General features: G+C 50.2%; 20 protein-coding genes and 1 tRNA gene. 11 read left to right on the top strand and 10 right to left on the bottom strand.

The window, feature by feature from the left end; translation table 11 throughout:
- Nucleotides 1-8 precede the first annotated feature (8 nt).
- The gene (locus DEV76_RS11830) at nucleotides 9-368 is read right to left on the bottom strand and encodes a GreA/GreB family elongation factor (RefSeq protein WP_109698106.1); all 360 of its coding nucleotides are present in this window, start codon (nucleotides 366-368) and stop codon (nucleotides 9-11) included.
- Nucleotides 369-1,162: 794 nt separating this feature from the next.
- Here DEV76_RS11830 and DEV76_RS11825 point away from each other — a divergent pair.
- Nucleotides 1,163-1,507: a hypothetical protein gene (locus tag DEV76_RS11825; RefSeq protein ID WP_109698105.1), complete on the top strand. Its 345-nt coding sequence runs from the start codon at nucleotides 1,163-1,165 to the stop codon at nucleotides 1,505-1,507.
- 379 nt (nucleotides 1,508-1,886) lie between these two features.
- Here DEV76_RS11825 and DEV76_RS11820 read toward each other — a convergent pair whose 3' ends face one another.
- Complete coding sequence (locus DEV76_RS11820; RefSeq protein ID WP_109698104.1) at nucleotides 1,887-2,519, bottom strand: TetR/AcrR family transcriptional regulator; 633 nt, start codon at nucleotides 2,517-2,519, stop codon at nucleotides 1,887-1,889.
- A 388-nt stretch (nucleotides 2,520-2,907) separates the two neighbouring features.
- On the opposite strand from DEV76_RS11820, the gene DEV76_RS11810 reads away from it, so the two are divergent.
- Nucleotides 2,908-5,007, top strand: coding sequence for a copper-translocating P-type ATPase (locus tag DEV76_RS11810; protein WP_109698102.1), 2,100 nt, complete (start codon nucleotides 2,908-2,910; stop codon nucleotides 5,005-5,007).
- A gap of 208 nt (nucleotides 5,008-5,215) precedes the next feature.
- Here the strand turns inward: DEV76_RS11810 and DEV76_RS11805 are convergent.
- Together DEV76_RS11805 and DEV76_RS11800 are read right to left on the bottom strand one after the other, a co-directional pair.
- A tRNA-Lys gene (locus tag DEV76_RS11805) sits at nucleotides 5,216-5,288 on the bottom strand.
- A gap of 91 nt (nucleotides 5,289-5,379) precedes the next feature.
- Nucleotides 5,380-6,387: an alpha/beta fold hydrolase gene (locus DEV76_RS11800; protein ID WP_157962843.1), complete on the bottom strand. Its 1,008-nt coding sequence runs from the start codon at nucleotides 6,385-6,387 to the stop codon at nucleotides 5,380-5,382.
- Between the two features lie 57 nt (nucleotides 6,388-6,444).
- On the opposite strand from DEV76_RS11800, the gene DEV76_RS11795 reads away from it, so the two are divergent.
- The 4 genes from DEV76_RS11795 (at nucleotide 6,445) to xrtN (ending at nucleotide 12,410) form a co-directional block, all read left to right on the top strand.
- Complete coding sequence (locus DEV76_RS11795; protein WP_109698100.1) at nucleotides 6,445-6,981, top strand: GNAT family N-acetyltransferase; 537 nt, start codon at nucleotides 6,445-6,447, stop codon at nucleotides 6,979-6,981.
- Between the two features lie 94 nt (nucleotides 6,982-7,075).
- A complete protein-coding gene (locus DEV76_RS11790) occupies nucleotides 7,076-8,449 on the top strand; it encodes an alpha-L-fucosidase (RefSeq protein ID WP_109698099.1) in 1,374 nt (457 codons plus the stop codon).
- Nucleotides 8,450-8,598: 149 nt separating this feature from the next.
- On the top strand, nucleotides 8,599-11,097 hold the full coding sequence (locus DEV76_RS11785) for an XrtN system VIT domain-containing protein (protein ID WP_157962842.1): 2,499 nt from the start codon (nucleotides 8,599-8,601) through the stop codon (nucleotides 11,095-11,097).
- Entirely contained in the window at nucleotides 11,076-12,410 is a 1,335-nt protein-coding gene (xrtN, locus tag DEV76_RS11780) for an exosortase N (RefSeq protein ID WP_109698097.1), read from the top strand. The genes DEV76_RS11785 and xrtN overlap by 22 nt, the downstream gene beginning before the upstream one ends.
- A 4-nt stretch (nucleotides 12,411-12,414) precedes the next feature.
- On the opposite strand, the gene DEV76_RS11775 is transcribed toward xrtN, so the two are convergent.
- Nucleotides 12,415-13,191, bottom strand: coding sequence for a M90 family metallopeptidase (locus DEV76_RS11775; protein ID WP_109698193.1), 777 nt, complete (start codon nucleotides 13,189-13,191; stop codon nucleotides 12,415-12,417).
- Between the two features lie 84 nt (nucleotides 13,192-13,275).
- On the opposite strand from DEV76_RS11775, the gene DEV76_RS11770 reads away from it, so the two are divergent.
- From DEV76_RS11770 to DEV76_RS11760, 3 genes are all read left to right on the top strand, one after another.
- Nucleotides 13,276-15,702 carry an AsmA family protein gene (locus DEV76_RS11770; RefSeq protein ID WP_109698096.1) on the top strand — a complete coding sequence of 809 codons (2,427 nt, stop codon included), beginning with the start codon at nucleotides 13,276-13,278 and terminating at the stop codon, nucleotides 15,700-15,702.
- 60 nt (nucleotides 15,703-15,762) lie between these two features.
- Nucleotides 15,763-16,347, top strand: a complete 585-nt coding sequence (locus tag DEV76_RS11765; protein WP_109698095.1) for a type 1 glutamine amidotransferase domain-containing protein — start codon at nucleotides 15,763-15,765, stop codon at nucleotides 16,345-16,347.
- A gap of 81 nt (nucleotides 16,348-16,428) precedes the next feature.
- On the top strand, nucleotides 16,429-17,148 hold the full coding sequence (locus tag DEV76_RS11760; protein ID WP_109698094.1) for an SRPBCC family protein: 720 nt from the start codon (nucleotides 16,429-16,431) through the stop codon (nucleotides 17,146-17,148).
- Between the two features lie 98 nt (nucleotides 17,149-17,246).
- Here DEV76_RS11760 and DEV76_RS11755 read toward each other — a convergent pair whose 3' ends face one another.
- The 5 genes from DEV76_RS11755 to DEV76_RS11735 form a co-directional block, all read right to left on the bottom strand.
- The gene (locus DEV76_RS11755; RefSeq protein ID WP_109698093.1) at nucleotides 17,247-17,492 is read right to left on the bottom strand and encodes a hypothetical protein; all 246 of its coding nucleotides are present in this window, start codon (nucleotides 17,490-17,492) and stop codon (nucleotides 17,247-17,249) included.
- A gap of 40 nt (nucleotides 17,493-17,532) precedes the next feature.
- Nucleotides 17,533-17,769: a hypothetical protein gene (locus DEV76_RS11750; RefSeq protein ID WP_157962841.1), complete on the bottom strand. Its 237-nt coding sequence runs from the start codon at nucleotides 17,767-17,769 to the stop codon at nucleotides 17,533-17,535.
- 130 nt (nucleotides 17,770-17,899) lie between these two features.
- Nucleotides 17,900-18,712 (bottom strand): mechanosensitive ion channel family protein, encoded by an 813-nt coding sequence (locus DEV76_RS11745; protein WP_109698091.1) that lies wholly within the window; start codon nucleotides 18,710-18,712, stop codon nucleotides 17,900-17,902.
- A gap of 139 nt (nucleotides 18,713-18,851) precedes the next feature.
- A complete protein-coding gene (locus tag DEV76_RS11740; protein ID WP_109698090.1) occupies nucleotides 18,852-19,415 on the bottom strand; it encodes an outer membrane beta-barrel protein in 564 nt (187 codons plus the stop codon).
- 31 nt (nucleotides 19,416-19,446) lie between these two features.
- On the bottom strand, nucleotides 19,447-20,022 hold the full coding sequence (locus DEV76_RS11735) for an outer membrane beta-barrel protein (RefSeq protein WP_109698089.1): 576 nt from the start codon (nucleotides 20,020-20,022) through the stop codon (nucleotides 19,447-19,449).
- Between the two features lie 164 nt (nucleotides 20,023-20,186).
- Between DEV76_RS11735 and DEV76_RS11730 the strand changes: the two genes are divergently transcribed.
- The gene (locus DEV76_RS11730; protein ID WP_109698192.1) at nucleotides 20,187-21,560 is read left to right on the top strand and encodes an exonuclease domain-containing protein; all 1,374 of its coding nucleotides are present in this window, start codon (nucleotides 20,187-20,189) and stop codon (nucleotides 21,558-21,560) included.
- 189 nt (nucleotides 21,561-21,749) lie between these two features.
- Complete coding sequence (locus tag DEV76_RS11725; protein ID WP_157962840.1) at nucleotides 21,750-21,935, top strand: P-loop NTPase family protein; 186 nt, start codon at nucleotides 21,750-21,752, stop codon at nucleotides 21,933-21,935.
- Nucleotides 21,936-21,959: the final 24 nt, after the last annotated feature.

The raw sequence follows: 21,959 nt of genomic DNA, 5'->3' as shown, positions 1-21,959 counted from the left end.
ATGTCAACTTAGGTGGTTGGATTGGATACTTCCATTACGATATAATATTTCTTGCTGTTCTTCTGTACTAGTTTCACTTCTTCTCCTTTTTGCAATCCCAGTATGGCCATTCCGATAGTTGAGGTTACGGAATGGTTGCTGCCGGGTAAAGACATGTTGTAAGTGAAGTTCATACGGGCCATTTTATCGCGGACGGTTACACGGGAATGCAGGCGCACCACGTCGCGAGGGAACTCGTCCTGCGGAACTACTTTAGCCTGCTTCAGTTTGTCTTCCAGTGGTGCTGTGGCATCGGTACCGAGGTAACCGAGAAGAATAGCATGATCGTCCTGATGTATGATGGGTTGTGTTTTATGAGTGATTTGCATGGGTGTATTATTTTACGTGAAGTCTGGAAAATAGTTTGCCTGTCGCGATGCGCGCTGTCATCGGCGGAAAAGGCAGGCATAAAGCACCGGATCAGCGGAAGCCGTGTAGCCACGCGATACGATTGCAATTGCTGGAATTTAAAATGTGAATCCCCCGTCCTTAGCGAGTATTAACAGGCGGGGGCTAAAGTATAGAAGTCTTTGAAGTTGGAATAGAAGTACGCTTTGCCAGGCAGTTGATGAACGCTGGCGTAAGCCCCCGGATAATTTGTAAACGAGGCTGCAGTTAATATGTAGTAGAGATCCTGCATTAACGCCAAATATAGGCATTTTACGTGGGATTACCTTATCAGATGCGGCTATTACGGGGCAATCAACTATTTCCGGGGATAAAACTATTCGTTTCGATAGCGGGCGGCTACAACAAAATGGACCAAAACCGATGATATACTTACGCTGATACCGGGAGGAATACATGGCTGTGGAAGCAGGGCAAAGCAGCAGCGGCGACAGTGGCTTTACCGAAAAATTCTCCGGTGGGGGAGAATTATATGGTTAATAGAAAAATTCTCTGGTAGTGGAGATGAAAAAAAATGATGCGACCAAACGATAGATAATATAATGTCCATTAATCCATAACACTTATACTATAATCAATATTTATCAGGTTATTATTTCACATCTGTGTGATTTAATATTTAATTTCTACCTTCGCATTCAGAAGAAGGTGATGTAACACCGTCCTCTGCCACTTGATAGATTTTGTTTGTCACTCATTACTTAAAACACAAAACATGAAACATCTACTTGGTGTATTAATTTGCACAACAATTTGGTTTAGCGGTTCAGCAAACCATTCAACTCCCAAACCGACCTCTCCTGTTGTAACCAAGAAGGCAGCATTAAAATCAAATTCAAAAGAGAACAAAAACGATTTCATCGTATCCACTACCAAAAGCAAAGCCAAAGAAGGTTTTCTCCGTATCCAGAGAAGGTTCCTCTTTGAAGACGTATGTGGTAACATGTGGATTATTTACGTATCAGGCCCCAGCACTGCAACATACTCTCAAATGTATGGTGTAGCTCAACATGATTTTGTTGCTGGTGCAGACAGCAATGGTTGCTTTCATGGTCTATAATCGCATACAGATCCAGAACAAAGATTAAAATTCAATCTTGATAGCGAGCAGCAGGAGGGGTTCCCTTCTTCAAAATACCCCGGGCGGGCCTGGGGTATTTTCTACACCCATAATTCAACACACGTGCGTTTTTGTTAAAAAAAACAAAAACGACCTGATTCATCCAGGGAGAATTTTGCCGGCAACTGAAGTTGATATTTACGTTGAGAAAGGCAATCCTGCGGTAGTAAAAAACTTTGTCCGATAAGACTGTCTGATGAAGAATGCCACAGAAATAATCAAATGGATAGCAGGAAAAGAAACTAAACAATTACCGGGTTACATGGCACAATTGGCTCCAGCGCCCTGGGCTTGGGAATATATAATTTCGCTGGCACCATTAAGAAAAAGCCCATTCAATAATCTGCTTTAGGGTCTTCTTTATTTTTTCCTCTCCTTCCGCTGTGTTGATATCTATCCCGCACATAGTCTGTCCACTCATTTTGGCCTGAAGCGTTAAATAGTAAACGCCCCCGATCAGCAGTCCTTGTACGGCCCTGATATCTACTTCTTTATCTTTGAAAAAATTATCACTGATACTGCTGAAAAGTGCTTCGCCCAGGCGTTCGCGTTCCATATTCAGATCCGTCAATGGTTTGAAATTCTCACACAAGCTCCAGGTGATTATCTTACGCATTTCTTTATCGGCCATTAAAGCATCAAACTGGCCCTCTAACGCAGAATAGGCGATCTGCTTGCCGAAATCCTCCCTGCTTCCTTCTATTATTTCATCGATATTCACCAGGTTAACTTTCCAGTAATCCTTATTATTCAAATACGCTTGTACAAGATTCTCTAAATCTCCATAGTATTCGTAAATAAGTTTTCTGTCCACATCTGCCTTCGAAGCTACCTTGCTGATATTTAATCCGGGAAAACCTTCTTTTTTCAAAATAGCGCCGACTGCCTTTAAAAGTTTATTCTTGGTTCTTTCTTTATCTCTGATAGGGCCGCTGGTAATTTTTCTTGCCATTTTTTCCAATGTTGGTACCTGGCAATTTCCGATTTTCCCATCGATTTTCAAGGGATATTTACAATTTCCCAAATTTCTGAATGCTGAATGGAGAGGTTGTGATCATTCGCATCCGGCCAAATCGCTGACTAAATTAAATATGAACAACTTCCCCCGTGGCTTTGCCGGGCATTGGCTGCAATGCTTTGCCCGTAAAGGAGGGGAGCCCGGTGCTAGCCGCCAGGTACCCATGGGCACAATTCGTTCAGTCATATTGCGAAGCATAAAATCGGCGGCAGCCGGGTTAACCGGGTCGGATTCCGTTATTATTAAATACCCGTCCGGTAAAGTTGCATTAACTTGGGAAAAAATCCGTATCGAATTCCCCGTAACCTTCAAAAAATAAAGTATGCAAGACGAGCATAGCCATCATGAGCATCATGGCAACCATGGTGCAGGTAATGAGTCTTCCCGCCAGAATACTGCGCATGCCGGGCACGACCATGCAGTTATGGGCTCAGACACACCAGCACATCATAAACAGCACGATAGTACTACCGGGCATGACGAACATGCGGGGCATCACACAGAAGGCTTCCTGATGCGATTCTGGATTTGCCTGGCAGTTACTGTGCCTGTACTGCTATTATCACATATGATCCAGCAGTGGCTTGGCTTTACAATTACCTTCAACGGTGATAAATATGTGCTACTCGTCTTGAGCAGCTTTATTTTCTTTTATGGAGGTTGGCCTTTCCTGGTGGGAATGATCAGGGAATTGAAATGGAAGAACCCGGGTATGATGACTCTGGTTGCCGTTGCCATTACCACTGCCTATCTGTATAGTGTTGCAGTGGTGTTCGGCCTGCGGGGTATGGATTTCTTCTGGGAACTGGCTACGCTGATCGATATTATGCTACTGGGCCACTGGCTGGAGATGAAATCTCAAATGGCCGCCTCCCGGGCGCTGGAGTCACTGGTGGCTCTGCTCCCTGCCGATGTGCATGTGGACCGTAACGGTCAGGTAACTGACATACCACTTCAGGATTTGCAGAATAAGGATGTGATTCTTATCAAACCTGGAGAAAAAGTACCTGCCGATGGTGTAATTCTGGAGGGGAGCTCTGATGTTAACGAAAGCATGCTAACCGGTGAAAGTCTTCCTGTTAAAAAGGGAAAAGACGCCAGGGTGATTGGTGGTGCAGTGAATGGGGACGGCGCTCTGAGAGTACAGGTTACAGGCACAGGAAAGGATAGCTATCTCAACAAAGTGATAAACATGGTGCAATCCGCGCAGGGCACCAAGTCCAACACGCAAAACCTTGCGAATAAGGTGGCGAAATGGCTCACTATCATTTCCATCAGCGTCGGTATTGTTACTTTCATAGTTTGGCTGACGGCCGGGCATGAGCTTTCCTTTGCATTGGAGAGAATGGTAACTGTGATGGTAACTTCCTGTCCACACGCGCTGGGCGTAGCTATTCCGTTGGTTGTGGCGATATCTACTACGATGTCTGCTGTGCATGGGCTTCTCATCCGTAATCGAACTGCATTCGAAAATGCCCGCAAGCTGACCACAATCATATTTGATAAAACCGGTACGTTGACCAAAGGATCTCATGAAGTACAACGGGTTATTTCTTTGAATCTACAATTCACGGAAGATGAATTACTACAGTATGCCGCGGCTATCCAACAGAATTCAGAGCATCATATCGCACACGGCGTGATAAAAAAGTTGAAAGATAAAAACCTCACATTATGGAGCTCGTCGGATTTCAGGTACATGCAGGGTATCGGAGTTACAGGAACTGTAAACGGTAAAACTGTAGTGGCGGCCGGCCCTAATTACTTCAGGCAGCATAACATGCCGCTACCGGCTATACCGGAAGATATAGATCAGTCTACCGATACGGTGAATTTCATTCTTATCGGGGATGCGCCGGCAGGTATCATCACCTTTGCCGACGCCATCCGGGAAACCGCGGCAGAAGCCATTGCCGATCTGAAGGCAATGGGAATTAAGTCATTTCTCTTAACGGGAGATAATGAGAAAGTAGCCGCAGCGGTTGCAAAAAAACTCAATATGGATGGTTATTTGGCGAACGTGCTGCCACATGAAAAGCAGCAAAAAGTGAAAGAATTCCAGGATAAGGGAGAAGTGGTAGCCATGACCGGTGATGGTGTTAACGATGCTCCGGCATTGGCGATGGCTGATGTAGGGATTGCTGTGGGCTCCGGAACAGACGTTGCCGCCGAAACTGCAGACATAATCCTGGTGAACAGCGATCCCAAAGATGTAGTTCAAATGATTTCTTTCGGGAAGGCGACTTACCGCAAAATGATTCAGAACCTTGCCTGGGCAGTAGGATATAACGTAATCGCAATTCCACTTGCAGCGGGAGTCCTCTACCCTAATTTCATGCTGAGCCCGGCTATGGGAGCCGTGCTGATGAGCTTAAGCACGATTATCGTAGCCATCAATGCAAAACTGTTGAAAGTAAAATAGTAAATACCAATCATTAAAACTGTTTCCTTAAACTTCAAAAGAACGGTAAGTAAGAACTGAAATCATGAATTTGAAAGTATTCAGTAAAATGGGATGACAGCGTAAATCAACAATAGTGACTTTGGCACTTTATGTAAAATTATTTTCTGTAAAACCGAGGAGTATTGGAGTATAGAAACAAAAAAGGCGCTATCTCTAGCGCCTTCCGTGATTCCGCTGGGACTCGAACCCAGGGCCCATACATTAAAAGTGTATTGCTCTACCAACTGAGCTACAGAATCATTCCCGTTTCGTTTTGGGATTGCAAAGATAGGAATAAATTAATCCGTTCCAAATTTTCACATGAAAATATTTTTCGCAACTCATTCATCCTCACTTACGGCGCACATTGAAATTCGTAATTTCCTCAATTAGCTGCGCACGCCCTTTCTCCGGCCTGTCCAGGAATACATGGTGCGTTCCTTCAGGTAAGGTTACGAACTGCTTACGCGGACTGTTCACTAACCGTAACTGCAAAGCCAGCAGGTCCTCCGGACGGCTCCAGTTGTCGTATTTACCGCGGATGAAGAGGAGGGGAACGAGAATGTCTTTTGCATGCCACTGGCCTTTGCCCTGTGCGGTGTAGAACGCTTCTGCGCGGTAACCACCGGGTACTGCCAGGATACTGTCTGTATAGAAGCCTACGGAGGTTTTACCATATAGTTCTGCCAGTACAGGATCGCGCCAGTTGGCTTTGTTGCTGTCGGGGATGCAGCGGTCCCAGTTGTCGAGCAGCTGGGATTTGGTGGCGCGGCGAAGCACGGGGGAGGAGGCGTAGTTGAATTGGGAGGTATCGAGCGGTGAGCGGAAGGGGATCGTGAAATCCCAGGGCGCTTTCTCGTTATACAAACTGTTCAGCATAATGAGAGCCGCTACACGGTTGGGGTAGATGCAGGAGTAGTAACCCATCCATTGGCCGCCGGTAGCCCAGCCGAAGAGTGTTACCTGCTTGGTTCCGGTGCGTTCGCGGATAAAGTCGATAACGGCATGGATGTCGTGCGATACTTCGGCGGATGATGCGGTGATGGTCCAGCGGCGGAGGGTGTCGTAATCCGGGCGGGTAGATGATTCCCAGCCGCGGGCATCCATGATGAACACATGTTGCCCTTCTTTAGCGAGATCTTCGGCGAGTGAGCCGCCTTCCACGGGAAGGTCGAACGAGGCTACCGCGCCGGAACCTCCGCCGTGAAGCAGCAGGATGGGCGGCTTACGGCTACGTTTCTTAACAGTGATCTCCCGGACGAATATCTTCACCCCGGGGTCGCTGTCGATCATAAAATCCTCGCGCTTCACCGTTTGGGCAGATGCCTGTACGGTTATTAACAAGGGTATGACTAGCAAGGTTTTCCACATAATGATTTCTGAGGTTCCGGTGCAAAAATAGCATAAATTGCGCGTATGACGGACACGTATATCCGCCGCGCCACAGAAACGGACCTCCCCGCACTGGCTGCGCTCGAACACCAAACCTTCTCTGATGCCTTCCGCAGCGCCTATCCGGCTGCAGATTTCGAGGCATTTATGGCAGCGCATAAAAGTCCTGCCGCTATCGAAAAAGCCTTCCGGCAGGAGGGGACCGAATACTACGTAACGGAAGAAGCCGGTACCCTCACCGGCCTCATGCAATTAAACTTCAACAAACAGCCAGATAACGGCACCATTTTACCCGAGCCGGCCCTTGAGCTGGAAAAGATCTATGTGCTCCAAACGGGGCAAAGCAAGGGCATTGGCAGGCAACTGCTCCGCTTCGCTACGGAACTGGCACAGGAACGCAACATGCGCACCATCTGGCTGGGGGTATGGGAACATAACCCGCGTGCCCGTGCCCTCTACGAACGGGAAGGCTTCTCCGCCTTCGGGGAGCACACATTTACCGTGGGCTCACAACACGACCGCGACATCCTCCTCGGCAAAGTGCTCACCACCTCCCGTTAAAAAAACATCACCATCCGGTAAAATTCCCCTAACGCAGCGTTTATATTTATCCGAACTTGCCATTGTGCAATCGTTTGCACTAAATACGAATTCCATGAAGAAAACTGCTCTCCTGATGGCTGCGCTCCTTGGCGCACAAAGCCTTTTCGCTCAACAATCCGATAAAGACGCCCGCATGCAATGGTGGCGCGAAGCCCGCTTCGGCATGTTCATCCACTGGGGGGTGTATGCCGTACCCGCAGGAACTTATAAAGGTTTCCCCATGAACCGCGGTGGCGGGGAGTGGATCATGAACCGCAGCAAGATACCCGTGGCCGAATACCAGGGGTATGCCAAACAGTTCAACCCCACGCAATACGATGCGGAGCAATGGGTAAAAATGGCGAAAGATGCAGGCATGAAATATATCGTGATCACCGCCAAGCACCACGACGGTTTCGCGCTGTTCGATTCCAAAGCCTCGGAATGGGATATTGCAGATGCTACCCCTTACAAGAAAGATCTCCTTAAACCCCTCGCAGAAGCCTGCCGCAAGCATGGTATTAAGCTGGGATTCTACTACAGCCAGGCGCAGGACTGGAATAACCCCGGTGGCTCCGCTGCCCGGAAGGAAATGCATGAAGGATGGCCGAACCCCGACAGCAACGCCGTGAACGCTTATTCCAAAGCGCACAACGGCCACTGGGACCCTGCACAGGAAACCAAAACCTTCCAGCAGTACATTGATGCGGTGGCAGTACCCCAGGTACGGGAACTGCTCAGCAATTACGGCGATGTAGCGGTTATCTGGTGGGATACCCCCACGAATATGACCGACGAAGCCGCGCAGAAGCTGGATGCCGTCCTGAAGCTGCAGCCCAATATCATTTCCAACGACCGCCTCAAACGCCCCAACTTCCAGGGCGATTATAAAACTCCGGAACAGAAGATCCCCAACCTCAGCGAGCTCGATGGCAGAGACTGGGAAACCTGTATGACGATGAACGGCACCTGGGGCTTCAAAAGCTACGACCACAAATGGAAATCCGTGGAAACCATGGTCCGCAACCTCATCGATATCGCCTCTAAAGGAGGCAACTACCTCCTTAATGTGGGCCCCACTGCAGAAGGTACTTTCCCGGAAGCCAGCATCCAAAGCCTGAAAGGAATAGGGGAGTGGATGAAAGTAAACGGCGAAGCGATCTATGGCACCAAGGCCAGTCCGCTGCCCGTACAGGCTTGGGGCCGTGTAACGAAGAAGCAAAACAAAAACTCCACCACGCTTTACCTCTCTGTATTCCAATGGCCAACAAACGGGAAACTGGAAGTGGAAGGCCTCTCCGGCAAAGTAATCAAAGCCGGCATAATAGGCGCCAATGGCAAGGTGACTGCGGTTAAGAACGGCACAGGCACCACGATCTCCGTTCCTGCAAAAGGCACCAACGATATCGCCTCCGTGATTAAAGTGGAAGTGGAAGGATTGCTGTAAGCGTGACCCAAACCGGTTACGGAAAATTTTATAACAGCTATTGTTTTATCCGGATAATTGAATTTACTTTGCATTACAAAGTAGAAAGTAAGGGAGGCAACTCCCTTCTTTTTCACCCTTACACTTTGAACTACAAAGTACTTTCAAACATGAAAACAGAACTATCCCTTAAACAACGACTCACAGATTACCGCTACCTCGGGTACTTCTCCGCGCTGATGTTCAGCCTCATATTATTTTTCATTGGCAGCACCATGCATGCACCCCGCGATGGCGTGATGTTCGCACTGTTTGTAGTGCATGCCGGTATCGCATTAGCCGGTTTATTTGGCTACTGGTTTACCGACAGGAATCATCCTTCCCGGAGAGATATGGGTACGGTAGTGCTGCTCTCGGCCCTTATCAGCTGCTACGCCCTCAACCGCGAAATCTCCGTGTTTGAAGAAACCACGCCCTGGATGACCGTTTTACTCTTAATTACCGGCGCTTCATTGCTCGCTTTCCGCTATGCTGATATGATGCCCGTTTGGGCCCGCACCGCTACAGGCATCGTTGCAGGAGTGGCCTGTTCTTTATTTGCATACCTCGCTTTATACCTCGTACCTATTTACCTTATTGGCCTGGCCGGTACATTAGCGCTGGGCCTCGGCTTTCACACTTTCATCCCTGCTTTGTTACTCTGGAGCACCATCGCCGCCATTCGACGCCTGAAAATGGGAAAGCCCGCCCTGATAGGGGTGGCGCTTTCCCTTATCATCATCACCGTTTTCTGTATAATGTACAGCAATAGGGTGCAGGAGATTAACCGGATTTACAATCGCTCCGCCATTGAAGGAGGGAACAACTTGCCCGCTTGGGTAGAAACCAGCCGCCGTGTACAGCCCGGCTTCATTACAGACCGCGTTCTCAAAACAGATCTGGTTTACAAGCAATCCAGGATAATGGGAGACTTCTTCGGAATCGACATGCCCGGCCGCAACTTCGGTGACCGGCAGTTTCATGACCCGCTTGTAACCATCGCCAGCAGCGTTGCCCCGCTTTTACGGCCTGAAAAAGACGACCGCATTAAAATACTCGAAGCCCTCTACGATGGCCGCCACGAAGCACAGGAACGCCTCTGGTCGGGCGATATGCTCTCTACCACTTACGTACATACCAAAATACGCTTCTGGCCCGCGCAGCATATCGCTTATACTGAAAAAACGCTGACAGTAAGCAACGCAGGCGAATGGCGGCAAGGGGAGGGCATCTACTCTTTCCAACTGCCCGAAGGCGGCGTGGTTACCTCGCTTTCCCTGTGGATCAACGGCAAAGAAGAAAAGGCCATCCTCACCACGAAAGAGAAAGCAGATACCGCCTACAAAACCATCGTAGGTGTGGAAATGCGCGACCCGTCTGTAGTACGCTGGCAGGAAGGCAACACGGTGTCCGTCCGCGTATTCCCGGTGTTGCCCAAAGAATCAAGGATATTCAAGATCGGCATCACCGCTCCGCTTAAATCGCATGATGGTAAGATGATCTACGAAAACATCGCCTTCCGCGGCCCCGTTTTCAAACGCGCTACCGAATACGTAGGCATAGAAACCGAAGGCACCGAACTTACAGACCGCAGGCCCAGCGGCTTCTCCCGCAAAGGCTCGCTGCTCGAAAGGGAAGGAGGGTACCAGCCCGACTGGCAGCTGGAACTGGCAGACATCCCCCTGCAGCCGCAAACCTTCGCTTTCAACGGCAATGCTTACACGATAGAACCGTATAAGATCAACCGCACCACCTTACCCACCACCGCCATCTACCTCGATGTCAACCATGCATGGTCTACATCAGACATTGCCCATATCCTCGACATGGCCGGCAACATTCCCGTTAAAGCATACGCAGGCGATAAGTTCGTGACCGTCACCAGCAACAACTTCCTCGAAATCCTCGACGAACAACTGAACGACCGCTTCAGCCTGTTCCCTTTCCATCAGATTGCCGACCCCGCAAGAGCCATCGTTGTCACGAAAAGTCTGGGTGCTTCTCCCATGCTAACCGACCTCGAAGGCAGCGGCTTCCGTGAGAAACTGGCAGCCAAACTTGCAGATCCTTCATTCCCTAAAATACGCCTGTTCAACCTCAGCAACGAACTCTCTCCCTACCTCACCAGCCTCAAAGCCTCCCGCGCTTTCCGGTATGAAAAAGGCACGGAAGATCACCTGAAAATGCTCCTCAACAAAGGCCTTTTTGCGGAAGACGCAGAAAACGCCGACAAAGTAGTGATCCATGAAGCCGGTGCAGCCATCACCCGCCGGGCCGACAGTTCTGCCACCGGCACCGCACCCGATCACCTCATGCGCCTCTTCGCCTACAACCACATCCTCCAGCAAACCGGCAAGGGCCTCATCACAGGCAGCACGGGGCAGGAGCACCTGGTGGCGGCGGCGAAGGAAGCTTATGTGGTTTCGCCGCTGAGCAGCCTCATCGTCCTCGAAACACAAAAAGATTATGACCGTTTCGGTATCGCAGATTCCGGCAACAGTCTGAAGAATGCTTCCATCAACGGTACCGGCGCTGTGCCCGAGCCGCATGAATGGGCGCTGATCATTATCGCAGTTTTATCCGTATCCATATACCTTAAACGCCGCAGATGGACCGTCTACAACGCTTAATACCAGCCTTGATATGGACGGCCCTGTACGCCGGCATCGCGCTGTATGCCCTGGATGATTATATGGAGTGGGGCTCCAACGGGTTTATCCTCGGCGCAGCGACGGTGCCGGTCGTGCTGCGGGCGGACGCAGGCCAGAAGCGTAGTCTTCGTTACTTCTACGCAGCCCTGGCCTGCTGCCTGCTCGCCTGGATCATACCGGCCAAAACAATGCTCTTTGCCACACTGGTGCTGGCGCTCTGCTTCCTGGCAGACAGCTTCTTCGGAAAGATTAACACCCTCCCCATGATGGCCATGATGCTCATGGCGCCGGTGTTCCAGTATGTGACTAACATTTTTACGTTCCCTATCCGATTACACCTCACCCGGCTCGCCGGCGGCATACTGCAGCTGGCGGGACGGGATGTTACCTCCGAAGGCAACATGCTCATGCTGAACGGCACGGAGTTCTCTGTAGACCCCGCCTGTATGGGCCTCAGCATGATGATTACCGCACTGCTCTGCGGCATCGCCGCCATCGGTATTGCCCAGCGTAAAACCGGTAAAAGCCTGCCTATCTATCTGCTGCTGGCATGGATGGCTTTCATCCTCCTCCTCAATACCGGCAGCAACCTCTTCCGCATCGTACTGCTGGTGCAGTTCCACATCCTGCCGGATAATATCATGCATGATGTGATGGGGATTTTCTGTCTGGGTTTGTATGTACTGGTACCCGTATTCTACCTCGCGCCACGCCTCGTGAACCGTTTCGGGAAAGTACCTGCCGAGCGACCGGTGCATCCACCGCATCCGCGATACATGGTATTACAGGCGCACTTGTCCCTCGCGGCCTGTATCTTCCTGCTGGCTTATAAAACCACACTGCCAAGGGAAATCATATTTGCCACAAAGGCACCAACTATAGAGGGCTATGCCGTCACCCCGTTGAAAGATGAAGTAACCAAGCTGGAGCACGAAGGTGCGCTGGTATATATCAAGAAGATTAAGGATTGCTATTATACCGATCATCACCCCACCATATGCTGGCAGGGGAGCGGGTTTGCATTCAAGAAAGTGAAGGAAGAAAAAATCGGTGGCATATCAATGTTCGCCAGCACCCTTGAAAAAGGAGCCGAGCGATTATATACCGCCTGGTGGTATGATAACGGTTCCCTGCAAACGGCGTCGCAGTTTGAATGGCGCTGGAACGCCCTTACCACCCGGAGCCGCTTTGCACTGGTGAACGTTACCGCCGCCAGCAAAGAAGCATTGATAGCAGAAATAGGCCGCATCAGCAAAGGCCGTGCGGTACAGCGTACGATGGGACTGGAATAAGAAGTTAAGACTCCCTGGCAGCAGGATCCTGCTTAAACATCTGGCTCAGCAACCGGTATAGTTCAGGATGATGCTCCTGCATGCTTTCCGGCTTCTCGAAGAAGTATTCTGCCGTTACCGCCAGGAACTCGCTCTGGTTCATGGCCGCATAGGGATTGATTTCGCTGTGGCCGGTTTCGATCTTCCGGATCTCTTCATGCATCACCTGCAGCCAGGGAAGACTGGCGCTGTTGTGCAACAGAGACTCTGGCAGCCCGTCCACATACCCGTCCGTTTTATCTACGAGGTGCACGAACTCATGAATGGCGGTGTTGGACTGCCCGCTGTGTTCTGAGAACCCTGTCCGCAGGGCGCTGCGGGATAGCAGCATTTGTCCGTTCATGTGCCCCGTGCCTACCATACCGAGGATATTGCGGCGGTCGCCCTCGAACTGGTAATGTTCATCGAAAGTATCGGGGTAGAGGATGATGTTGGTAAGATTTCGGTACTTCCAGCCGGGGAAGCTGAAGATGGGGATCACGGCACTTGATGCGATAAGCACCTTATCAAGATCATCTACCGGCGTACCTACGCCTTCGATATGCACATGGCCTAAGAACGATTCCACTTCATCCGCAAAGCGCTGCTGCTCCGGCTCAGTGAGCTGGCGGTAATAACGTACATGCTGATCAAGCAAACTTCGCGTATCGGCGGGAACTGCGCCGGGGGCCGGCTTCCTGCGGCGGTAAAACCACCAGAACAGAAACAGCACCAGGGCTACGGGAATGAATACGGCTAACATGTGCCCAAATTCGTAATTAAATGTCATTTGCAACAATTTACGAAGTAAAAATGTTTTATTAGTTGAACAATCGACTGCCCATACATGCCCCGTTGGTTAAGAATTACCCTGCTCTCCGCCGGTAGCCTCGTGTTACTGGTTATCGTTCTCTGGCTCGTTCTCGCGCTTGTTATCCGCAGCCGCAAGGCCGATATCCTTGCTGAGATCAACCGCCAGCTGAGCGACCGCCTCAATGGCGACCTCGTGATCCGCGATATGGAACCCTCGCTCATACGCAGCTTCCCGCAGATATCCGTAACCCTGAAGGATGTGACGCTGAAAGATAGTATGTACGACCGTCACCAACACGCGCTGCTCAAACTCAGTGAAGTATACGTGAAGGTGAACACCTTCGCCCTCATCCGCAAACAGGTGTCTATCCGCGAAATAAGCCTCGAAAACGGGGATATTTATCTCTATACCGATAGTCTTGGTTACTCCAACGGATATCTGCTACAGGGCAAACCAAAGAAAGACACCACTGCCAGCAAGCAATCGCCCGTAATAAGGGAATTTGCCCTGAAGGATATCCGCTTCACGCTGGAGAACAAGCAGAAAATGAAGTTCTTCCGCTTCGATGTAAAACAGCTCGATGGCCGCATGCATACCACAGATTCCGGATGGCAGGCCCGCATCGATCCCCGGATACATATCCAGGATATGCAGTTTAACACCACCAAAGGCAGCTATGCGAAGAACAAAACACTTTCAGGCCCTATGGACCTGCAATACCTCTCTTCCAGCAAGATCCTCCGCATTCCGCAGCAAACCATCCGCTTCGATGAACAGCCCGTGCTGCTGGAAGGTGCATTCGTGTTCTCTGAACAACCACCTGCCTTCCGCCTCAACATTCAGGCAAACGAGATCCCTTTCAGATTCGCCACTTCGCTCGTAACGCCGAACATCACGGCCAAGTTGTCGCCCATCGATATGGAAAAGCCCCTGAATGTGAACGCAGAGATCCGCGGGCATATGAAATACCGCGATACACCTTATGTACACGTTTCCTGGCAGGTGCGTGATAACACCCTTACCGGCGCCAACCTCGCACTGCATAAAGTCAATTTCGACGGTTCATTCCTGAATGAACTGGTATCCGGACAGGGGCATAACGATGCCAATTCCCGGCTGAGTGTATACCGCTTTTCCGCTGAATACGACAGCATACCCGTAACGGCAGATACCATCCGCGTAGTGAACCTGAAAACACCCGTACTTACCGGGCGCTTCAAATCCAGCTTCCCGCTGGTACGCCTCACCCACGCCCTCGACCCGCACCTGTTCTCCTTCACGGCAGGACAGGCAGCTGTAGACCTGCAATACGCCGGATCATGGGACGAGAAAGATACCATCGCCGGTTCGCTGGAAGGCTCCGTGAGCATCCGCAACGGTGCATTCACCTACGTTCCCCGCAACATGGGGGTATCCAATTGTAACGCCACGCTTGTATTTACACAAGGCAACCTCTACCTGCGTGACATACGCGCGCAGTCGGGCACCAGCACCGTGGAAATGGACGGTAGTATCCTCAACATACTGAACCTGTATTTTGCCGCACCGGAAAAGCTCGTGCTGAACTGGAACGTGCGCAGCCCCCTCATCAACCTCAACGAATTCCAGTCGCTTTTCGGGCGCAGGGTCAAACATAAAAGTCACGCCCAAACGAGGCATAACAAACACATGCGGGCCAGGTTCGTGCGCCAGCTGGACACCATGCTGGAAGCTTCCAGCGTACACATGCTGGTATCGCTGGATAAGGTCCGCTACCGCAAGTTCAACGCCAGCAACGTAAAGGCCGATGTGCAGATGGGGCAGGAGGGTGTAAGGTTTAATAAGATAGGGCTTTCTGCCGTTGGCGGAACCATGCTGCTCAGCGGCGCCATCCTCCAGCAGGCGAAAGGCGACCGGTTTAATGTGGATGCAGACATCCGGCAGGTGCAGGTAGACCAGCTGTTTCACGCTTTTGAGAACTTCGGGCAGGATGGTATTACTGCACAGAACCTGCGGGGTGTTTTTTCCGCAAAAGCGAAAATGACGGGAGGGATGAAGGAAGATATCAGCATCCAGCCCCATTCCATGAACGGATCGGTGACCTTTAACCTCAACCGTGGCGCCCTGCTCGATTTCAAACCGCTTATGAATGTTGGCAAATACATTTTCCGCAAGCGGGATATGAGCAATATTACGTTCGATAACATCAGCAATACCCTCGATATCAAAGGCAACAAAATCTATATACACCCCATGCTCATCGCCTCCAGCGTGCTGAACATTGAAATAGAAGGTACCTATGGCATGCCCAAAGGCACCGATATCAAGCTGAAAGTACCCCTCCGCAATCCTAAAAAGGATGAACTGGTAACAGATACCGAAGAACTGCGCAAAAGGCGCAATAAAGGCATAGTGGTGAACCTCCATGCAGTAGACGGGGAAGACGGGAAGGTGAAACTGAAACTTGGCAAAGGCGACTAATACCGGCTGGAACTGTTTTTGCAGTGTATTGTCTTTAACAACCTGCTAAAAACAAACGTCATGGAAAAACAAACGCTGCAGAACAAGAAAGTAGCCGTACTGGTGGCAAACGGATTTGAAGAATCCGAATTTACCGAACCGGTGAAAGCCCTGAAGAACGCGGGCGCGGAAGTGACCGTGGTATCGTTGAAATCCGGCAAGGTGAAAGCCTGGGCAGAGAAGAACTGGGGAGGAGAATATGATGTAGACGCCACGGTAGACAAAGTTTCCTCCGAATCCTTCGACGCTCTGGTACTCCCCGGCGGCGTTATGAACCCCGACCTGCTCCGTGCCAGTAAAGACGCCGTAGAATTCGTAAAAGGATTTTCGGAAGAAGCCAAACCCATCGCAGCCATCTGCCACGGCCCGTGGACGCTCATCGAAGCAGGCATAGCCCAGGGCAGGAAAATGACCTCTTATCATTCCATAAAAACGGATCTTATTAACGCCGGGGCCGACTGGACAGACCAGGAAGTAGTGACCGACAATGGACTGGTAACCAGCCGCAGTCCGGAAGACTTACCCGCTTTCTGCGCCAAAATGATCGAAGAAATCGCAGAAGGACAGCATTTAACGCGGAACAGGGGTGTACATCAGCTGGGATAAACCACCCAAATCACCAATATTTCCGAACACTGCTGTTATCCCCGTTGTTATAACTGCAGTATTTCTGTTTCAAATCAGCATATGAGTCAAAATAATAACCGTCCCCGTGCGGGCTCACTTTACGAAAAATCGACCGTCATCAACGTATCCAAAACCGGCAGGATCATATCCTCCGCAGCAGGTGCTTCCCTGCTGTATCTTGGTGTCGCCAACCTCAAACAATCGCCCCTCGGCAGCCTGGGCCGCATATTGGTAGGCGGGTATCTGTTATACAGGGGGCTTTCCGGCAACTGCCCCATTACCGCAGCCATCGAAGATGAGCAGCGCCCCAAACATGCCCGCGCGGTAAATATCCGCACGTCGCTGATAGTAGACAGGCCCAGAAGTGAGGTGTTTGCCTACTGGCGCCAGCTGGGTAACCTGCCCTTGTTTATGGCGCACCTGCACGATGTGGAGGTGCTCGATGCGAAGCATTCGCACTGGACCATCAAACTGGCCGGCAATATGACGCTGGAATGGGATGCAGAGATCACGGAAGACAAGCCCGGCGAAGAGCTCTCCTGGCGTTCCCTCGAAGGGGCGGAAATAGCCAATGCAGGCAAAGTACGCTTCCGGGATACGGAAAACGGCGGTACGGAATTACTCGTTACTTTCTCTTACCGGCCACCCGCAGGCTTTATGGGGGCCACGCTGGCAAGGCTGATGAACCCTGCTTTCGCGCAGCTGGTAAGGCACGATATCAAACGTTTCAAACAGCATCTGGAAGGTACTCCTGTGGCAGATAACACTGCACACGGTTAAGCCTTACGGAGCAAATCTCCGGATCACTAACCCATAGAAAAATGGCTGTCTCCTTTACGGAAACAGCCATTTTCGTGTAATCCCGAACATCCTGTATGCTATGGATTAAGTGTACGGAACGTGTCTGGTTTCGGATGATTAGTTGTATCGTGTTCTTTCTTGTCTTTCTTCTTCTTTTTCTTCGGAGTGGTATCGCCAGGTTGCTGGGGTACCGTGTCTGTCCAGCTAATTGTTGCATCCGTATTCACGGTGGCAGCGGTGCCGGCCGTGCTGCTCCAGGCTTGCGTCATCGAAAACACCACAAAGGCGAGGATGAGGCTCAGGGGAGTGATCGTCGATTTCATTGTGATAGATGTTTAATGGTTATTCAATAAGATATGTTCTCTAATAAATTTTGTAATCCATGACGATTGCTTCCCATTCGCTGTCGACATCCCCGATTTCTTCCTGATCGCTATAAGGATCTTCTTTCGGTGCATCGGGATCGTTCTCCGTTTCGAATGCTTCCGTCTGCGGATCTTCCGGCCACTTTTCATCTTCGCCACCGGGGCGAAAATCGGTGTTAAGGGGATTATTTCCTGCGGGTACCCGTTTGTCTTGCGGTTCTGGTGAATGTTGCATGGTAAAACGGTTTTGGTGATGATTTCCCATTTAAGCGGCAAATACCGGTCCACCTATCCACCCTGCAAACAGCAGGAAAGGGTAGGGCGCAGGTCCTACATAGTGGGTAATTGGTTCTACTGACGGGGAATCAGGGCAATAGTTGTTTCTGCCGAAGCACTTCCAGCAGCCGTAGAATCAGCTGGTGACGGGCTTTATTGAACGAAACATCCGTATTGTTGCTCACCCACAGCGCTACCATAAGTTTGATATTGGCGCCTTCAATATTCTCGAACCACACTTCCGGCGCTTTGCGCACACTGCCCTTCAGCTGGTTAACCACGCCCAATGCTGTTTTAACTATATCATCCAGTACAGGCGCCGGTTCCTTATTGAAGGGGATGAGCAGGTGCAGTTCTATTTTGCGCTCAGTAGTGAGGGAATGATTGATGATGGGTTTCTGGAAGATGTCCTTATTCGGGATGATGAGGTGCTGCCCGTCGGATGTGCGCATGGTGGTAGACCGGAACTGGATATCTTCCACCGTACCAATAAAACCGTTGGTTTCTATGACGTGCCCCGTATCGAAAGGCTTGCGGAAAGTGATATAAATACCGGAAATAAAGTTCGACGTAAGATCCTGGAAAGCGAAGCCCAGTGCCAGTCCTAATATACCCGCACCTGCCAGCAGGGAGGATACTGCCTTATCCAGCTTCAGTACTTCCAGTGCGGAAAACAGGCCGATGCTGAAGATGATGAAATAGGCAGTGCCGGCAAAGAGGTTGCTGATGGCTTTTTTATCCGAGATGCGGCAGGAGAGTTTGTATACGAAGCGCTTTACGAGCTTTGCCAAAAGATAGAAAGCCACGAAGATAACGATGGCCAGTGCCAGGTTGGGGAGCATTTTGATGGTTGCCTGTCCCCAGCGGTTCAGTTTTTCGAAGATAAGTTGTGTCCATTCCATGCCGGATGAGATGCAAATACTGCACCACCGCCCTGAAAAAAGGAAGCCCACCCCCTTGCCGGGAGCAGGCTGCCCTTAGTTCCCGGCGTCACCTGCCGGGAGAAATAGTTAGGAAACGATAAAAATATAGCGGTTGATATTAGAATCTTCCTACAACACCCAGTTTGATCCAGGCCAGATCGTACCCTACTTCAGAATACACGCCGAAGCCGGGTGTAAAGAAGTAACGCGCACCGGCGATGATGGCGAAATGTGCATTGGTATCGCTGGTTTTTGCAAACGGCGCATCCACGGGGTCCTTAGTGTACTTCGCTTTGTAAAGACGGGCACCAAGCTGTACGGCACCATACAGATCCAGGTTGTCCACTTTCAGGATTTCAGGATTCAGGTGGTATGCACCACGCAGGGCAATCACCATGTTGCTTTGCTTGTAGTCACCATAATCTTCAGTAGGGAAAGCATCTTTCCATTTAACACTACGGTAAGCAACGGTAATACCGGCACCAAACGTACCCGGGCCTACCTTGTAAGGCAGCATGCGCTCATAGGTAAAATTCAGGGTGGGCATACCTTTTACGCCATTACCATAATTGTAGGTGCTGCCGAAGCCAACACCTGCCTGAATGTAATTTTTCTGATCCTGTGCTTTGGTTGCACCAAAAGAGCCGCAGATCAATAGGACTGCTGTTACGATTTTCTTCATTTTACTTAGTCTTTAGGTTCCGTATTAAAAATTAGAATCTTCCTGCTATACCGATTTTGATCCAGGTTACATCATAACCCACTTCGGAATACACCCCGAAATTAGGCGTGAAGAAGTAGCGGGCACCGGCTACCAGGCCGAAATGCACATCGGTTTCTTTTGAATTTTTAAGCCCTTCACCATAATCACCGGAGGCGGTATATTTGGAGCTCCAGAAGCGTGCGCCCAGCTGAGCTGCGCCGTAGAGATCCAGGTTTTCGATTTTTATAACATCTGAATTGAGGTGGTAAGCACCGCGCAGTGCTACGATAGCATTGCTGTGTTTCCATTTTGCACGGGTTTCCACATCTTCATAATCGAGATAGGTGCTTTCCCAGGTTACTTTGCGGTAAGAAGCAGTAATACCTGCGCCGAAGGTACCGGGGCCCGCTTTGAAGGGCAACATGCGCTCGTAGGTGAAATTAAGGGTGGGCATCCCTTTTGCGCCGGAAGCATAATCCAGCGAGTTCCCAAATCCAATACCTGCCTGTACAACGTTTAACTTCATCTGGGCATAGGCTCCTGTGAGTGCACAGCAAAGCAGCAGGGTTGAAACAATTTTCTTCATGTTGGCGATTTTTTTAATGACGTTTGGGGATTTACGGCTGCAAAAATATCACGGCGATTTTTGAAACATATGCGTAGTGGTACCGGTTTTTGAAAATGAGTATTTCCCGCAGTACAGGTATGGGGTACGCAAATACACTGCGTATGATGCAGTATATTTGCCCTATGTATGCGATTGTTGACATCGAAACCACCGGCGGGCACGCCAGCGCGGGGAAGATTACGGAGGTAGCTATTTTCCTGCATGATGGGATGCAAATCACCGGAAAGTACGAAACACTGGTGAACCCCGGTATACCCATTCCCCGGTATATTCAGGCACTAACGGGTATTACCGACGAATCAGTAGCTGATGCCCCCTTTTTTGAGGATATCGCAGAACACGTCTTCAACCTCCTGCAGGGGCAGATCTTCATCGCCCATAACGTTAATTTCGACTATTCCTTCCTCCGCCATGAGCTGGACCATTGCGGCTATAAGCTGCAGGCCAAAAAACTCTGTACCGTACGCCTCAGCCGTAAAGTGTTCCCCGGCTTCCCCTCATACTCCCTCGGCAACCTCTGCCGCCAGCTGAATATAGAAATCCTGAACCGCCACCGTGCCTCCGGAGACGCCGGAGCCACCGTTCGCCTGTTTGAAATGATGCTGGCAGCCGATAAGCTGGGCCACATCGCCCAGGCGCTCGCCGCCCGGTCCAAAGACAAATGGCTTCCGCTGCACCTGTCTCAGGAGTATGTAGACGATCTGCCATCTACCCCCGGGGTATATTATTTCCATAATGAAAAAGGAAAAGTGGTGTACGTAGGCAAGGCGCGCAACATCCGCAAGCGGGTAACGAGTCATTTTACGGGCAACAGCGCCGGCCGCCAGCGGCAGGAGTTCCTCCGGAACATCCATTCCATTACATTCGAGAAAACCGGCACCGAGCTGATGGCATTCATCCTGGAATCCATAGAGATCAGGCGTCTGTGGCCACAATATAACAATGCGCAGAAGCGTGTGGAATCGAAATTCGGGTTCTATACGTTTGAAGACCAGCAGGGCTACCTTCGCCTGGCCATCGAGAAGCGCAGGAAGTACAGCAATCCCATTTTCGCCTTCAACCTGCTGGCCGAAGGCCATACCCGCCTCCGCCAGCTGATCCGCGATTTCAAGCTCTGTCCAAAGCTTTGCTTTCTGCAAACCAGTCCGGATCCCTGCACCGGTATAGCCGAAAAAACCTGTAAAGGCGCCTGTGAAAAGAAGGAAAAGCCGGAAAAGTACAATAAACGGGTGCTGGAAGCCATAGAAGCCCTGCAGTTGGAGCAACCCACGTTCCTCATCCTCGACGCCGGCCGCCAGGCCACCGAGCAAAGCTGCATCCTCATGGAAAAAGGAAAGTTCTACGGGATGGGGTACGTTCCGCGTGATGTGGCGGTATCGGATACGGTGATGCTCAAAGACTGGCTCACCCAATACCCTGAGAACGAATTCATCCTCAATCTTTTACGGACCTACGCAAACACGAATGCGGGCAGGTTGGTACAGGTGCCTGCATGATATTATCCAGATCCTGACCAGGAATATACAAGGCCTCCTTATATCTTCCCTGATTTTCTTTTAAGTCAGATTAAAAGCTACCCTGAATTGTAATAAAATCAGCCGTTACAGGGGGCACACGTTGCTACTACTAATTACGTAAATATGGTAAAAACGTTATCTTTGATGCATCTCTCAAACAGAATGAATATGTCTGAAAACAATAAATCCGATCAAAAAAAGACCAAGGAGGAAATTGACATTTCTGCAAATGAAATGGAACGTTTGCGGAGAAATATTTATCGTTCTGACAAAGAAAAGGTGCTTCTTTTTTCCCAAATGATCAGAACATACAATGTCCTGAAGAAAGCTAAAGTAACCCATAAAAAAGCATAAATGGACATACTAAATGAAGGGCTA

It is taken from the genome of Chitinophaga deserti, from assembly GCF_003149455.1.
GTDB classification, from domain to species: Bacteria; Bacteroidota; Bacteroidia; order Chitinophagales; family Chitinophagaceae; genus Chitinophaga; species Chitinophaga deserti.
This window is presented reverse-complemented; position numbering and strand designations above follow the sequence as displayed.

What these genes read in the sequence shown, in the direction of transcription:
- DEV76_RS11830 (WP_109698106.1), bottom strand. Translation starts at nt 368, where the DNA reads ATGCAAATCACTCATAAAACACAACCCATCATACATCAGGACGATCAT.
- DEV76_RS11825 (WP_109698105.1), top strand. Translation starts at nt 1,163, where the DNA reads ATGAAACATCTACTTGGTGTATTAATTTGCACAACAATTTGGTTTAGC.
- DEV76_RS11820 (WP_109698104.1), bottom strand. Translation starts at nt 2,519, where the DNA reads ATGGCAAGAAAAATTACCAGCGGCCCTATCAGAGATAAAGAAAGAACC.
- DEV76_RS11810 (WP_109698102.1), top strand. Translation starts at nt 2,908, where the DNA reads ATGCAAGACGAGCATAGCCATCATGAGCATCATGGCAACCATGGTGCA.
- DEV76_RS11795 (WP_109698100.1), top strand. Translation starts at nt 6,445, where the DNA reads ATGACGGACACGTATATCCGCCGCGCCACAGAAACGGACCTCCCCGCA.
- DEV76_RS11790 (WP_109698099.1), top strand. Translation starts at nt 7,076, where the DNA reads ATGAAGAAAACTGCTCTCCTGATGGCTGCGCTCCTTGGCGCACAAAGC.
- DEV76_RS11785 (WP_157962842.1), top strand. Translation starts at nt 8,599, where the DNA reads ATGAAAACAGAACTATCCCTTAAACAACGACTCACAGATTACCGCTAC.
- xrtN (WP_109698097.1), top strand. Translation starts at nt 11,076, where the DNA reads ATGGACCGTCTACAACGCTTAATACCAGCCTTGATATGGACGGCCCTG.
- DEV76_RS11775 (WP_109698193.1), bottom strand. Translation starts at nt 13,191, where the DNA reads ATGTTAGCCGTATTCATTCCCGTAGCCCTGGTGCTGTTTCTGTTCTGG.
- DEV76_RS11770 (WP_109698096.1), top strand. Translation starts at nt 13,276, where the DNA reads ATGCCCCGTTGGTTAAGAATTACCCTGCTCTCCGCCGGTAGCCTCGTG.
- DEV76_RS11765 (WP_109698095.1), top strand. Translation starts at nt 15,763, where the DNA reads ATGGAAAAACAAACGCTGCAGAACAAGAAAGTAGCCGTACTGGTGGCA.
- DEV76_RS11760 (WP_109698094.1), top strand. Translation starts at nt 16,429, where the DNA reads ATGAGTCAAAATAATAACCGTCCCCGTGCGGGCTCACTTTACGAAAAA.
- DEV76_RS11755 (WP_109698093.1), bottom strand. Translation starts at nt 17,492, where the DNA reads ATGAAATCGACGATCACTCCCCTGAGCCTCATCCTCGCCTTTGTGGTG.
- DEV76_RS11750 (WP_157962841.1), bottom strand. Translation starts at nt 17,769, where the DNA reads ATGCAACATTCACCAGAACCGCAAGACAAACGGGTACCCGCAGGAAAT.
- DEV76_RS11745 (WP_109698091.1), bottom strand. Translation starts at nt 18,712, where the DNA reads ATGGAATGGACACAACTTATCTTCGAAAAACTGAACCGCTGGGGACAG.
- DEV76_RS11740 (WP_109698090.1), bottom strand. Translation starts at nt 19,415, where the DNA reads ATGAAGAAAATCGTAACAGCAGTCCTATTGATCTGCGGCTCTTTTGGT.
- DEV76_RS11735 (WP_109698089.1), bottom strand. Translation starts at nt 20,022, where the DNA reads ATGAAGAAAATTGTTTCAACCCTGCTGCTTTGCTGTGCACTCACAGGA.
- DEV76_RS11730 (WP_109698192.1), top strand. Translation starts at nt 20,187, where the DNA reads ATGTATGCGATTGTTGACATCGAAACCACCGGCGGGCACGCCAGCGCG.
- DEV76_RS11725 (WP_157962840.1), top strand. Translation starts at nt 21,750, where the DNA reads ATGTCTGAAAACAATAAATCCGATCAAAAAAAGACCAAGGAGGAAATT.